General features: G+C 39.3%; 6 protein-coding genes and 3 pseudogenes. All 9 read right to left on the reverse strand.

Annotation, left to right across the window (positions count from 1 at the left end; genetic code table 11):
* Positions 1-6: 6 nt before the first annotated feature.
* The 9 genes and pseudogenes from nifJ to ssnA all read right to left on the reverse strand — a co-directional run bounded on the left by nifJ (position 7) and on the right by ssnA (position 15,138).
* Positions 7-3,540 carry a pyruvate:ferredoxin (flavodoxin) oxidoreductase gene (nifJ, locus tag IGJ24_RS10000; protein ID WP_010707253.1) on the reverse strand — a complete coding sequence of 1,178 codons (3,534 nt, stop codon included), beginning with the start codon at positions 3,538-3,540 and terminating at the stop codon, positions 7-9.
* 20 nt (positions 3,541-3,560) lie between these two features.
* Positions 3,561-4,979: an NADPH-dependent glutamate synthase gene (gene gltA / locus IGJ24_RS10005; RefSeq protein ID WP_002384176.1), complete on the reverse strand. Its 1,419-nt coding sequence runs from the start codon at positions 4,977-4,979 to the stop codon at positions 3,561-3,563.
* Positions 4,972-5,811, reverse strand: a pseudogene (locus IGJ24_RS10010) (sulfide/dihydroorotate dehydrogenase-like FAD/NAD-binding protein). Before IGJ24_RS10010 ends, gltA begins: the two are co-directional and overlap by 8 nt.
* A pseudogene (gene ygeW, locus IGJ24_RS10015) lies at positions 5,809-6,792 on the reverse strand (knotted carbamoyltransferase YgeW); the annotation flags it as partial. The pseudogenes IGJ24_RS10010 and ygeW, both read right to left, overlap by 3 nt.
* 38 nt (positions 6,793-6,830) lie before the next feature.
* Positions 6,831-8,157: pseudogene (locus tag IGJ24_RS10020) on the reverse strand (YgeY family selenium metabolism-linked hydrolase).
* Positions 8,148-9,341, reverse strand: a complete 1,194-nt coding sequence (gene dpaL / locus IGJ24_RS10025) for a diaminopropionate ammonia-lyase (protein WP_002356589.1) — start codon at positions 9,339-9,341, stop codon at positions 8,148-8,150. The pseudogene IGJ24_RS10020 and the gene dpaL overlap by 10 nt, the downstream one beginning before the upstream one ends.
* A 23-nt stretch (positions 9,342-9,364) precedes the next feature.
* Positions 9,365-10,738 (reverse strand): dihydropyrimidinase, encoded by a 1,374-nt coding sequence (hydA, locus tag IGJ24_RS10030; protein ID WP_010821037.1) that lies wholly within the window; start codon positions 10,736-10,738, stop codon positions 9,365-9,367.
* A gap of 29 nt (positions 10,739-10,767) precedes the next feature.
* Entirely contained in the window at positions 10,768-13,773 is a 3,006-nt protein-coding gene (ygfK, locus tag IGJ24_RS10035) for a putative selenate reductase subunit YgfK (protein WP_438775401.1), read from the reverse strand.
* Positions 13,774-13,803: 30 nt separating this feature from the next.
* Positions 13,804-15,138 carry a putative aminohydrolase SsnA gene (gene ssnA, locus IGJ24_RS10040; protein ID WP_129193732.1) on the reverse strand — a complete coding sequence of 445 codons (1,335 nt, stop codon included), beginning with the start codon at positions 15,136-15,138 and terminating at the stop codon, positions 13,804-13,806.
* Between the last annotated feature and the right edge of the window lie 392 nt (positions 15,139-15,530).

Raw genomic sequence — 15,530 nt, forward strand, 5'->3', positions numbered from 1 at the left:
GTTTTTTTATTTTTTCATGTGTGTGACTAGTTTGTTATAACTTTCAGAGCGTTCAATTGCATCTTCTTTAGTTTTATCAAGTAAATGTTCGACTACTTCTTGATTCTGTTTAATTGTATGCAACGCAGAGTAACGTGTTTGTTTTTCAAGGAAATCACGCATTTTGTCAAAATCTGTTTTCTTGTAGTCAATGACCATCGGATCTTTGCCTTTCTTAACTAACTCTGGATTATAGCGATAAAGTGGCCAATAGCCAGATTCAACGGCTTCTTTGGCTTGATCTAACGTCCGAACCATTCCACCTTTGACCCCGTGATTAATACATGGGGTATAACCAATGATAATTGATGGGCCTGGGTACCGCTCCGCTTCGTCAATTGCTTTAATCGTTTGCATTGAGTTTGCGCCTAAAGCCACTTGTGCAACATAGACATTCCCATAAGTGATTGCCATCATCCCTAAATCTTTTTTAGAGGTATGTTTCCCACCCGCTGAGAATTTGGCAATGGCTGAAGCTGGTGTAGCTTTAGATGTTTGTCCGCCTGTATTGGCATACACTTCGTTATCCATAACAAAAATATTAACATCTTCCCCACTAGCAAGAACATGATCAATGCCGCTAAACCCGATATCATAGGCCCAACCATCGCCGCCGACAATCCATTGACTCGTTTTCACTAATAAATCTTTTTGTTCGTAAATTTTTGTTAAAAGTGGATCTTCATCGGCTTCTTCACTTAATGCTGCCGCTAGTTTGGTTGCTCGCTGTTGTGTTCCTTCCCCTTCAGCCATGTGTTCCAACCAATCATTTAACAAGGCTTGAAGTGAATCTGATCCGACGTTTTTAGCAAGACTTTCTTCAACCAGACTAGCTAAATGTTGACGTTTCGTTCGATTGGCAATATACATACCATAACCATATTCCGCATTATCTTCAAACAGCGAATTACTCCAAGCTGGTCCTTGGCCACATTCGTTCGTTGTATAAGGCGTCACCGGTGACGAACCACCCCAAATTGATGAACAGCCTGTTGCGTTAGCAATCATCATTCGATCACCAAATAGTTGCGTCAACAACTTAATATAAGGTGTTTCGCCACAGCCTTCACAAGCACCTGAAAATTCCATCAATGGCTGGTTAAATTGGGAACCTTTAACAGAAAGTTTTTTGACTGGGTTGGCTTTTTGTTTAAGAGTCATCGCAAAGGCCCAATTCATTGCTTGCTCTTTCTGAGTTTCATAAGGTTTCATTAAAATCGCCTTGTCTTTCACGGGACATGCCTGAACACAAAGACCACAACCTGTACAGTCTTCTAAAGAAACTTGGATACGATACATCAACCCATCTGTGCCACGCATTTCGCGCATGGCAAAACCTGCAGGTGCTTCTTTCAGTTCTTCTTCATCCGCTAAAAACGGTCGAATAGCCGCATGTGGACAAACAAAGGCACATTCATTACACATCGTACACTTATCCATTTGCCACTCAGGTACTTCTAACGCAATGCCACGTTTTTCATAAGCCGCAGTGCCCATAGGAATGGCACCGCCCTTCATTCCGTTTTCAATCAAATCTGAAACGGTCAGCTGATCCCCTTCTTGACGATTGATTGGTTCTAAAATATTTGTCACAAAAGCTGGAGCTTCCGACTCTTGATTTTCTGGCTCTAAAACAATGGTTGCCCAATCTTCTGGAACTACGATTTCTTGCAGCGATTCAAAGGTAGCATCAATCGCTTGGTAATTTTTTTCAACAATTTCCATTGATTTTTTTCCATAAGTCTTTTTCACTTCTTCTTTAAGTAACGGTAAATATTGCTCTTTCGTTAAAATATCTGTTACTTCAAAAAAGGCAGTAGACATCACTGTATTGATCCGACGGCCTAAGCCTACTTTGCGAGCTAACTCAACCGCATTGATAATATAAAATTTGATTTGGTGCTCCCCAATATATTTTTTTAACTTAGCCGGTAATAAACGATGAACCTTTTCTTGATCCCAAATAGTATTCAGTAAAAACGTTCCGCCATCTTTTAAACCTTTTAACAGGTCGTATTTATGCAAATAGGAAGCATTATGACAAGCGATGAAATCTGCTTGTTCAATTAAATACGTGGAAGTAATTGGCTCTTTACCAAAACGCAGATGCGAAACGGTTAAACCGCCTGATTTTTTAGAATCATAACTAAAGTAAGCTTGTGCATAAAGGTCGGTATGATCTCCGATAATTTTAATCGCTTGCTTGTTTGCTCCCACAGTTCCGTCAGAACCAAAGCCCCAAAATTTTGCTTGGAAGGTAGTATCTGGCGTTAAATCTAAAGTAGGTTCTTCTGGCAATGATTGATAGGTTACATCATCAACGATCCCTACCGTAAAGCGTTGTTTTAATTCTTTAAATGGCAATAACAAATGGTCATAGATCGCTTTAATTTGATTAGGCGCTACGTCTTTAGAACCTAACCCATAACGTCCACCAATCACAATTGGACGATTTTCATGTTGATAGAGAGCGCTTTGAACATCTAGCAATAACGGTTCCCCTTCGGCTCCTGATTCTTTTGTTCGATCTAAAACCGCAACCTTTTCTACTGTAGCTGGTAATTTTTCAAGAAGGTTTTCGGTAGGAAATGGACGATATAAATGAATATTGATAAAACCAACTTTGCGTCCTTGTTGATTGAGATAATCGACTGTTTGTTTGATTACTGGTGAAGCCGACCCCATTGAAATAATGACTTCTGTTGCATCTTCAACCCCATAATAATCGGTTAAATCATACGTTGTTCCACGAAGATTGTTAATTTTTTTCATGTATTTTTGAACAATTTTTGGCATTTCTTCGTAATTTTTATTGACTGTTTCTCTTTGTTGAAAATGAATGTCAGGATTTTGAGCGGTCCCTGAAACAGTGGGATGATTAGGATTCATGCCTCCCATTCTAAAACGAGTTACAGCTTCCTGATTCACCATTTCTTTCAGGTCATCATAATCAATCACTTCGATTTTTTGTAGTTCATGGCTCGTTCTAAAACCATCAAAAAAGTTTACAAAAGGTAAACTACCTTCTAAGCTAGCTAAATGAGCAACTGCCGACAAATCCATTACTTCTTGGACACTCGATTCTGCTAACATACAAAAACCTGTTTGGCGGGTAGCCATCACATCGCCATGGTCACCAAAAATACTCAATGCACTTGTCGTTACTGCCCGAGCCGCCACGTGGAACACAGAAGGTAGCAATTCTCCTGCGATTTTATACATATTGGGAATCATCAACAGTAAACCTTGTGAAGCAGTATAAGTAGTGGTTAACGCACCTGTTTTTAACGAACCATGAACTACTCCCGCTGCCCCAGCTTCTGATTGCATTTCAATAACTTGAACTTTTTGACCATAAATATTTTTTAAACCACTTTCCGCCCATTCATCTACCAACTCAGCCATTGTTGAACTTGGTGTGATAGGATAAATAGCGGCAACTTCTGTAAACGCATATGAAATATAAGCCGCTGCGGTGTTTCCATCCATTGTTTTTTTCATTTTTTCACCTTTTATCTTTCCTAAACATTGCTTGTGACTGTTGTTTTTTGTGTTTTGACATACTGATCAATTGCATTAGCTGCGATTTTCCCAGCGCCCATCGCTAAAATAACGGTGGCAGCACCTGTGACTATATCGCCCCCGGCAAAAACGCCAGGTATTGAGGTTGCTCCTGTTTTAGGATCAGCTTGAATGTAACCCCATTGGTTTAGTTCTATTTCTGGATATGTTGATAACAAAACTCGATTTGCCCCTTGGCCAATTGCCTCGATTACTGCATCAGCAGGAATGGTAAACGTGCTGTCTGGAACCGGTTCTGGCCGTCGTCTTCCAGACACATCTGGTTCACCTAAAACCATTTTGATACATTCAACACCGGCTAGATTTCCTTGTTGGTCATCTAAATAAGCAATTGGATTCGTTAACCAATAATAGTTAATTCCTTCTTCAAGGGAATGGTGGTATTCTTCAATTCTTGCTGGTAATTCTTCTAACGAACGACGATACACAATGTTCACATTTTCAGCGCCTAATCGTTTGGCTGAACGAGCGGCATCCATTGCAACATTCCCGCCGCCAATCACAACAACATTTTTAGCACGTTTAATCGGTGTATCATATTCTGGAAACTCATAGCTATGCATTAAATTGATTCGTGTTAAAAATTCACTAGAAGAATAAACCCCATTTAAACTAGTTCCTGGGATTCCCATAAAATTTGGTGCCCCTGCACCAACCGATAGATAACAGGCATCAAACTCTGACATTATTTCTTCCATCGTAATCGTTTTACCTACTACCACATTGGTTTCTATTGTTACACCTAAGGCTTCAATACTCGCAATTTCTTGTTTAACAATTTTTTTCGGTAATCGAAATTCAGGTATGCCATAGGTTAATACGCCACCAGCTTCATGAAGCGCTTCAAAAATAATTACTTCGTAGCCGAGCTTTGCCAAATCCCCCGCAACTGTTAACCCAGAAGGACCAGAACCGACCACTGCGATTTTCCCTTTTGTTGGTTCCGCTGTTTTTTTTGGAAACATGTGATTTTCTAATGCCCAATCGGCAACTAAACGTTCTAATTTGCCAATTGCCACTGGTTCAAAGTTTTTGGCTTTCCCTAATTTACAAACTTGTTCACATTGTTTCTCTTGCGGACAAACGCGTCCACAAATAGCAGGTAAATTCGTATATTTACTTAAAATATTGGCTGCTTGTTCCATGTTTCCTTCACGAATAGCTAAAATAAATCCAGGAATATCAATCATCACGGGGCATTTAGCAATACAAGGTGCATTTTTACATTGTAAACAGCGAATCGCTTCTTCTTGCCCTTCTGCTAATGTATAGCCTAAGCAAACCTCTTCAAAATTATTCTTTCTGATAGTAGGTGCTTGTTCCGCAATCGGTGTTTTTATACGACTTTTTCTAGCCATTTTTCTCCACCTGCTCTTTCAAACGATCTGTAAAGCAAACTGCTTCTTCTTCCTGATATTGCTTCATTCGATTAATGAATTCATCCCAATTTACTTCATTGCCTTTAAACTCAGGTCCATCAACACAGGCAAATTTCATGGTGCCATCAACAGTGACCCGACAACCGCCACACATGCCTGTTCCGTCAATCATAATAGGATTCAAGGAAACATAAATTGGTAATTGATGTTTTTCAGCTGTCAAGGTACAAAATTTCATCATGATGCTGGGCCCAATCGCCCAACTGCACGCTACAGATTCACGTGCAATAACTTCTTCCATCGCTTCTGTTACTAAGCCCTTTTTACCTAATGAACCATCATCCGTTGTAATGATTAGCTCATCTGAATAACGACGGCATTCTTCTTGTAACAGAACTAACTCAGCTGTTCGTGCTCCCAAAATCGTAATCACTCGGTTGCCTGCTTCTTTTAAAGCCTTGATAATTGGATAAATAGCCGCGATACCAACCCCGCCACCGACAACCATCACCGTTCCATATTGCTTCACTTTTGTGGGCATACCTAAAGGTCCAGTGATATCCAACAAAGAGTCTGAAGTTTTAAGTTGGGAAAGTGCAGCTGTTGTCTTACCGATTACTTGGAAAATAATTCGAATACTGCCTGCTTGTGGATTTGTCTCCGCAATCGTTAAAGGGATCCGCTCTCCTTTTTCGTCAATTCTTAAAATAACAAACTAGCCAGCCTGGGCATGTGTCGCTATTCTTGGCGCTTCCAGCCAAAAATCAAATGTATTACTAGATAATTGAGTCGACTGAAGAATATTAAGCATATACAAAGCTTTGCCGTCTTTTGTTGTTTTCATCAATTCTTCTGTACATTCCCAATCTTTGTGCCTTTTATTTTGAGAAAGTAATTCTTGTTCTAATTGATCAATTCCTGCTTGGTCACCATTGCCATATAATTCAGTTCGCTTTTCCATTGCCGCAAAAGGTGCCCAGCTTTTCGGATAAACAACATCCGCATCTTTGAATGCTTCTGCCATACTATTCGTTTTAGTAAAGTTTCCACCAAATTCTGCCGCATTTTTCTTCGCAACTTCTTCTACTTCTGGCATAATTTCATAACCTTCTGGATGTGCTAAGACGACATCCATTCCTAAACGGGTCATTAGACCAACAATTCCTTGAGGAACAGATAATGGTTTTCCATAAGATGGTGAATACGCCCAAGTCATGGCAACTTTTTTCCCTTTCAGGTTTTCAATACCACCAAATTCATGAATTAAATGCAACGCATCCGCCATTGCTTGCGTCGGATGGTCAATATCACATTGTAAATTCACTAACGTTGGGCGTTGTTCTAATACCCCATCTTTATATCCTTCTTGGACAGATTCTGATACTTCGTGCATGTAAGCATTGCCTTTACCAATGTACATGTCATCACGAATACCAATGATATCAGCCATAAAAGAAATCATGTTTGCTGTCTCACGAACAGTTTCTCCGTGAGAAATTTGACTTTTTCCTTCGTCTAAATCTTGAACTTCTAAGCCCAAAAGATTACACGCTGAAGCGAAACTAAAACGTGTTCTTGTAGAGTTGTCGCGGAATAAAGAAATCCCCAAGCCACTATCAAAAATTTTAGTTGAAATATTATTTTCTCTTAAATAGCGTAATGTATCGGCAACTGTGAAAACAGCTTCTAATTCATCTCTTGTTTTTTCCCAAGTTAGGAAAAAGTCATTTTCGTACATTTTTTCAAATTCTAATTTATCTAATTTCTCAATATATTCTTTAAACGTTTCCATTCCATCTGCTCCTTTTTTCTTGTCTAATAATCCTTTACTTAACCACAATAAACCGTTGGTAATGCCGCATAAACGGCTGCACAACGAACCAAATCATCTTTCCAAGTTTTTTCATTTGGTGCATGTGCTTGTGCTTCCGCCCCTGGCCTGAAACCAATACAAGGAATGCCATTACGTCCCATAATTGAAACGCCATTTGTTGAGAAGGTCCACTTATCTAGCAATGGGCGTTCTTCACGCATTTCCACTGTTTCTACAGAGCCTTTCCGTGTTTCTCCATAGAGATTTTTATGCGTTTCCATCAAGGCTTTTGTTACATCATGATTTTCTGGAATTACCCACGTTGGGAAATAACATTCAATTTCATAAGTTAAATCAGTATAAGAAGGACGATTATAGTTGTACATTGAAACCGTCACATCATCTCCATATTTTTTTAACAGCTGGTAAATTGCGAATTTCTTCTAAACAACTTTCCCAAGTTTCTCCAGCAGTCATTCGACGGTCTAGTGAAACGGTACAGCCATCCGCAACAGCACACCGACTTGGTGAAGAATGGAAAATTTGCGAAACAGTCACCGTACCACGTCCTAAGAAACGGGCTTCTTGCCACTCTGGATTGTACTTAGGATCTAACATACGAACTAAACCACGAATCGCTGTACTTTCTGTATCTCCATTGTTGTTTAAGGCACGAACATCTTGTAAGATATCCGCCATTTTGTAAATGGCATTATCTCCACGTTCTGGTGCTGAGCCATGACACGAAACGCCTTTGACATCAACTTTAATTTCCATTCGGCCTCGTTGACCACGATAAATCCCACCATCTGTTGGCTCTGTTGAAACAACAAATTCTGGACGGATACCGTCTTCTTTGATAATGTATTGCCAGCATAAACCATCACAGTCTTCTTCTTGGACAGTAACTGTTACTAAAGCAGTGTATTTTTCTGATAATAGACCTAAATCTTTCATGATTTTAGCGCCATAAATAGCCGAAACAATCCCGCCTTCTTGGTCAGACGTACCGCGACCACCGATCTCAGTTTCTGTTTCATAGCCATCGTAAGGATCAAATTTCCAGTTACTCATTTCACCAATTCCGACAGTATCCATGTGCCCATCAAAAGCAATTAATTTTTCACCAGACCCCATATAACCAAGTAAATTTCCTTGAGGATCAATGTCAATTTTATCGAAACCTAATTTTTCCATTTCGGCTTTTGCTCGCGCAATTTTGTTGCCTTCTTCTGCACTTTCTCCTGGAATTTTGACAAGGTCTCTTAAAAATTTGACCATATCTTCTCTGTAACCTTCTGCTGCTGCATTTACTGCATTAAAATCCATTCCTTTTACCTCCATAAAATTTTTTTATAATTGTCTGGATCAGTGTCCCCTTCGGTAGAAAACATTAAAACGTTTGACGTCTCATCCAGTTGCAATGCCTCACGTAATTCTTGATAGTCGGGATCTTGCATCACTGTAGCTACTAAGCCCATTGCTACTGCCCCAGATTCGCCTGATACAACTTGCGGATCCCCTTTTAATGGCGCGCCCAACATACGCATTCCTTTTTCAGAAACCCAATCTGGCGCTGAAACAAAGAAGGATGTATGATTTTTTAGAATATCAAAAGAAATCGTATTAGGTTCTCCACATGCTAGGCCAGCCATAATTGTCTGTAAATCACCATCGACAAAGCGAATTTCTCCGTCTTTTTTAATTGCTGATTGATATAAACAATCAGCCGCCTGTGCCTCAACAACGACCATAATCGGTGGGTTTTCTGGAAAAGCATTAGCAAAATAACCAATCACTGCACCAGCTAAACTGCCGACACCAGCTTGAACAAAAACATGACTAGGTCGTTCAGAGCCAAATTTTCTTAATTGTTGAGAGGCTTCTAACGCCATCGTTCCGTATCCTTGCATAATCCAAGTCGGAATTTTTTCATATCCGTCCCAAGCGGTGTCTTGAACCATGACACCGTTTTCAGTTTCTTCGGCCATTTTATTAGCCATTCGCACACATTCATCGTAATTAACTTCTTCGATTGTGACGGTTGCGCCTTCTTTTTCAATATTTTCTTTTCTCGTCTGTGTTGAACCCTTCGGCATGAGTACAACTGATTTTTGGCCTAATTTATTCGCAGCCCAAGCGACTCCTCGTCCATGGTTGCCATCAGTTGCTGTAAAAAACGTAGCTTGTCCAAAAGCTGATCGTAATTGATCAGAAGTTAATTCATCATATGTTAGTTCCGAAACATCTTTCTTTAATTTTTCGGCAATATAGTTAGCCATGGCAAATGAACCACCTAATACTTTAAAAGCATTTAAACCAAAGCGATAAGATTCATCTTTAACAAAGAAATCATTTAACCCCAGATACGCGGCCATATGATTCAATTCTGCTAATGGTGTTTCTGAATACTGTGGAAAACTTTTGTGAAAAGCCAAAGCTTTCTCAATTTTTTCTTTAGACATCAGAGGTAAGTACTTATCCTCCGTCTTCGGCATTTCATTTGCTGTCCATTTAATTTTTTCCAAAAATACTTCTCCTCCTTCTATTTTTAAGTTGCTTTACGAAAAACAAATTTTCCTTGATTTGCCAAGATGACTTGCCCAGCTTCAGCAACTTTTTGACCTCTTAAATAAACCATTCGAGCCTGTCCTTGTGTTTCAAATCCTTCATACGGCGTATAGTCGACATTTTGTAACTGCGTTCTCGCAGCAATCACGCCGGTTGTTCTAGGATCCCAAACAACTAAATCGGCATCACTGCCTTCTTGCACCACACCTTTTTGTGGATACATCGAGAATTGTTTAGCAATATTTTCAGAAAGCAGAGCAACCATTTTTTCCAAGGTGATTTGGCCCTTTGCCACACCTTCCGTGTAAATTAATTCTGGTCTCGTTTCAACACCTGGCATCCCATTGGGAATTTTACTAAAATCATCTTTGCCAACTGTTTTTTGTCCGTGAAAATTAAAGCTGCAGTGATCTGTCGATATTGTATTGATTGCCCCCTCTTTAATCCCTTGCCACAAAGCCTGTTGATCCTCTCGTTTGCGTAGTGGCGGTGAGCAGACATATTTTGCTGCTTCAAAATTAGGCGCATCGTACAAGTGATCATCTAGTAAAAGATATTGAGGGCAAGTTTCTACATAGACTGATTGTCCTCTTTGACGAGCCCGTTCCACTGCTTCTAATGATCGTTTTGTGCTTAAATGCACAATATTAACCGGCAAATCAGCCATTTCCGCTATCATCAAATATCTTGCTACCGCTTCTGCTTCAACAGCCGCCGGTCTTGATAACGGATGATAGTGCGGGGTTAGCTTTCCTTGAGAAACATATGATTGGATTAATTCATCTACTAAATCACCATTTTCACAATGAACGCCTAACATTCCATTAACTTTTTTTATTTCCTTCATCGCTTCAAAAATTTCCGCATCTGTGGTTCGCAAATTATCATAAGCCATATACATTTTGAAGGAAGTAATACCTGCAGCAATCATTTCCTGAATTTCAGCAGCTATCGTTGGTTTCCATTCAATCATGGACATATGGTAAGTATAATCACATGAACTCTTGCCTTCAGCCAATTGATTCCAAGTAGCTAAACAGTCTTTCAATGAGCCGCCTTTATTAGGTGTAGCCATATCAATAACCGTAGTCGTACCTTTGGCCACCGCCGCTTGGCTGCCAGTAGTAAAGTTATCCGCCGTACTTAACGAACCTTTGCCATTATTTAATTCCAGATGCGTGTGCGCATCAATAAAGCCTGGTAATACATAACACCCCGTAACATCCTCAATCTGAGAATTTTCTACTGGTAAATTTGCCCCCATCTCTACAATTTGCTCGCCGTCAATTCGAATATCCAATTGACGACGATTATATGCAGATACGACGGTTCCACCTTTGAGCAGAATAGACATCTATTTATCCCCCAGTCGTAAATTTCCTTTTATGCTTGCATACAATAAGCATATTCTTCAATCATAGTTACCATTAATGCGATTAAATCTTCTGGTACATCTAATCCTTGATCCGTTAATTGAATTGTTGACACCGTTCCCCATAAACGCAGTAAACAAATTTTATCCACAGGATTTTGAACATAGAAACCTGAATTAGTACTGTCATAAAAATCAGATTCACTGTTAAATAAGGTAAATTTGTCTTTGTAAGGGGCACTTGCATAAGGGCAAAATGTTTCACAGTTACCACATTCGTTACACATCCGATCAACATGGACAATTTGTGGTTTTCCTTCGACGTACACAACAATATTTGCTCGGTTTGGACAGACATCCATACAAGATTCACAAATTGTGGAGCATTCTAAGCAACGACTAGCTTGACTACAAGACATCTCGTCTGTCACAAGGATACCCCGTTTGTTTCTAACAAATGCAACATCACTATTTAAATTATCTTTTTCATAGTGATGATTGTGGACAAGACAAATATTATTGGCCGCTTTGGTTGCATCAGCGATTGCTTCAACTATTGTGGCTGGTCCTAAATTAGCGTCACCAATGACATAGACGCCTGGTATATTTGTTTCCAATGTTTCTTGATTTGAAACGACTTTCCCATAGTTGTCTGTGTGAATGCCTAATGCTTGGTAAAATTCTGTATCTACTTTTTCACCAACAGCGGCAATCACTGTATCAGCAGGAATATCAATCATTTCTCCTGTACCAATTGGTCGACGGCGTCCAGAGGCATCTCGTTCACCTAGGACCATTTTTTCACAAGTTAATTGTTGATTTTCATGTTTAATTGGCGAAAGTAATTCTAAAAAGTCAACGCCATCTTCTAAGGCTAAATAAAGTTCTTCTTCATCTGCTGGCATATTGCGTTTATTCCGACGATAAACCACTGAGACTTTTTTAACACCAGGTAATGTTGTGGCTGCACGAGCACAGTCCATAGCTGTATTTCCGCCACCAACGACGACAATCTGTTCTCCATAAGGATTAATTGTTGGATTTTCTCGGTTTGCTTTTAAAAATTCTAACGAGTTCAATGCTCGCCCAGATTCTAAACGAAGGACCCCATGTTTCCATGCACCAATGGCATAAATAACATTCGTATAGCCTTGGTTTTTCAATTCTGCCAATGATGGCGCCTCTTGTCCTGTACGGAATTCAGCTCCCATAAGTTCCGCTAACTGAACGTCTTTTTGAACAGATTCCATAGAAATTCGAAATTCTGGTACAATCTGGCTACAAACGCCCCCAATTGTCTCGGATTTTTCAAACACAGTAACAGGCATGCCTTCACGTGCTAATAAATACCCAGCAGAGATCCCTGCAGGGCCTCCACCCACAACAGCTGTTTTAGGTGCATTTTCTTTTGGCTGTGGCTTTTCTAGTGTCGTCAATAATTCATCATAGGCATGTTCAGCTGCTTCTAACTTCACTTCCCGAATATGAATAGATTCTTCATAAAATTGACGTGTACATTTAGTCATACAAGGATGTGCACAAATGGTTCCAGTAATAAAAGGCAATGGATTTTTATCGACAATTACTTGCAAGGCCTTTAAATAATTACCTTCACTTACATAACGAAGGTAAGCAGGAATATCCTGATTGATTGGACAACCACCGTCACTTCGACAAGGAGCAATATAACAATCTGTTAACGGAACTGTTTTTCTTAGTTTGGTACTTTCTGGTAATTTAATTGATTTTTGGTAACGCGCTTGTGTTTTAGCTTTCTCAACAACTTGGGCTAATTTATCCAAGTTGACATGAACCATCTGAGGATATTTTGCTGCGCCCAATACATTAGCAACTTGATTCATTCGTTGATAGCCACCGGGTTTCAACAGAGTCGTTGCCATAGTGATTGGCCAAATCCCAGCATCAAATATTTCTTTACTATTGAAAATATCTGCACCGCCAGAATAAGAAATTTGTAGTTTCCCATCAAATGCTTCTGATAATTTTTGTGCCAATGAAATACTAAGAGGAAATAGCGAACGTCCTGACATGTACATTTCATCACCAGGTAATTCATTTGCTGCAATCGTTACTGGGAAAGTGTTCGTAATTTTAACTCCGAAGCTTAGATTTTTACTATTAGCTAATAATTGCAGACGTTGTAACATCGGTACTGCTTCTTCAAATTGTAAATCTTCTTTAAAATGGTGATCGTCAAAAACCATATAATCAAACCCTAGCTCATCCATCGTTTGACGCGCATATTCATAACCTAACATGGTTGGATTACATTTAATAAAGGAATGGAGCCCTTTTTCACTTAATAAATAGGCCGCAATTCGTTCAATTTCATCTGATGGACAGCCGTGTAAAGTCGACAGCGTAATAGAATGACAGACTTTAGGACTAATTGCTTCGATATATAAGTCATCTACTTTTTTAAAATAAGATAGATATTTTTTGGCAGCTGCTTGGCATTCCGCCCAAATCGGCGTTCCTTCTGCGTTCTGCATTTCGTTAATATAACGATCAATTTTTGGTGATTGAATCCCTGCCAAATCATAGCCAACACTCATGTTAAAAATGAAACCATTCGGGTCACCTAGCTCGAACTCTTTACTCAGTAACTTCAAAACGAACCATGCTTTGACGTATTCATCATAAGCTTGGGGAACGCGCAATTCTGTGGACCACTCAACGTTGTAACATTCATCCGCTGCTGCGATACATGGTTTACTCACCGGTAAATCTTCTCCATCCAGTATCTGGACTGTCTTAACTTCAAAAAAACGAGAACCTGTTAAATAGGCCGCAATAATATTTTGTGCTAATTGTGTATGAGGACCTGCTGCTGGACCACAAGGGGTTTCCATTTTTTCTCCAAATAAGGAAATCGTTTTTGTAGGATCCGCATGATAAAATTTACGAATGCCAAAAATTGTGCCATCTTGTTGATACTCACTAAAAATCCAATTTAATAAAGCCTCAATTGAGATGGGATGCATAATATCACTCATTAACGTCACTCCTTTTATTTATAATGAAAGCTATTGATTTACTCGTTTCCAGAAAGATTGTGCTTGCGTTTGCGCATCATGCCAAATTTTCTCTTCATCAATTCCTTGAACTTCACGATTACGCATCCGAATTTCTCCATTAATCACCGTGTCAGTAACCATCCCACCATTCATGCCGAATAAAATGTGCATGTTATAATTCTCTTTTGTCATTGGTGTCGGGCCATGATAATCAACAATAATGACGTCTGCTGCTGCATCAGGTTCTAAAACGCCTAGCTTTGTTTTAAAATAGCGATTAGCCATTTGCGGATTATTATCAAACAGCATTGTGGGAATTTCTGCCCAAGCCGCATTTGGATCAGCTAAATGATGTTTGTGGATAACATTTCCTACCTTATAAGATTCCGTCACATCATTCGTATAACCATCTGTGCCAAGACCCATCAAAATACCATACTCATTAAACATGCGCATCGCAGGTGGGCAACCGACCGCATTCCCCATATTCGACTCTGGATTCGTGACCACCATTGTGTCTGTATCTCTTAGTAATTCCATCTCATGAGGTCCAATATGGATGCAATGGCCTGCCATTGTCTGTTTTCCTAAAATTCCTAAATCAAATAATCGGTTCACAATCGGCTTCCCATATTTTTTCAAAGAATCATGAACATCGGCTAAATCCTCTGCAATATGAATATGATAACCAATCCCATCTGGCGTATTGGCTGCACATAATTCTAAAGAAGCATCTGATAAAGTAAATGCTGCATGCATACCCATCATCGCTTTTTGCATATCATCATTTCTTAAGGAACTGGCTTTAATAAAGGCGGCATTTTCTTGAACTGCTTCCCGCATTTTCTGCTCACCATCGCGATCAGAAACTTCATAACAAAGGCAGGTTCGAATCCCTAACTCGTCCGCTGCATTAGATAATTGGGTTAAACTCCCTGTAATTTCTCCGTAACTAGCATGATGATCAAAGACAGTTGTAACGCCGTTGCGAATACTATCTAAATAAGCAACCTTACCACTTTGATAAGTGTCTTCTAATGTCAAGGCACGATCAATTCGCCACCATTGATCTACCAAAATATCCATGAAATTTTTAGGATGATAATTCGTTAAACTTAACCCACGTGCAAAGGTACTATAAATATGATTGTGCATGTTAATAAAGCCTGGCATAATCACTCCACCTTTAGCATCAATAAATGTCGCTTCTGGATAAGCTTGTTTTAATTCTTCTGTCGTTCCGACTTGTTTCACAACTTGACCATCAATCGCCACACACCCATTTTCAAAAAAATGATTCTGCGCATCCCGAGTGATTAAACGCCCATTTCCAATTAATAACATGTATTCTCCTCCTATTTTCCAACCTATTCCCCACATGTAGCAAACGTTTACAAATCAATCGCTCAATCATTCACGAATATAGCTTGTCTAGCTTTTCTAATCTATATTTCTACGAAAAGTATTTGAAGCGCTTGCATTTTTTTACTAACGAACTCATTAACTTGATTAAAGTATATCACCTTGCCTTAAAAAAAACAATGCTGCCTAAAAAATATTTTTTAGAATTTTGACAGCCGTTATCTTGTATTATTATTTTTATCATGCTATCATTATTTTTCAGAACAGGTAGTACGCGACATTAAAGGATTTAGCCCTGCCTATTCCATTTAAAAATATTATGTTAAATTTGACACAATCTTATAAAAACTGTTTGTGCCAGGCACATTAGAAAG

It is taken from the genome of Enterococcus sp. DIV0546, assembly GCF_051712785.1.
Taxonomy (GTDB): Bacteria; Bacillota; Bacilli; order Lactobacillales; family Enterococcaceae; genus Enterococcus; species Enterococcus faecalis.

Bases quoted from the DNA above. Each gene is read 5' to 3' on its own strand.
- nifJ (WP_010707253.1), bottom strand. From the start codon at position 3,540: ATGAAAAAAACAATGGATGGAAACACCGCAGCGGCTTATATTTCATAT.
- gltA (WP_002384176.1), bottom strand. From the start codon at position 4,979: ATGGCTAGAAAAAGTCGTATAAAAACACCGATTGCGGAACAAGCACCT.
- hydA (WP_010821037.1), bottom strand. From the start codon at position 10,738: ATGTCTATTCTGCTCAAAGGTGGAACCGTCGTATCTGCATATAATCGT.
- ygfK (WP_438775401.1), bottom strand. From the start codon at position 13,773: ATGAGTGATATTATGCATCCCATCTCAATTGAGGCTTTATTAAATTGG.
- ssnA (WP_129193732.1), bottom strand. From the start codon at position 15,138: ATGTTATTAATTGGAAATGGGCGTTTAATCACTCGGGATGCGCAGAAT.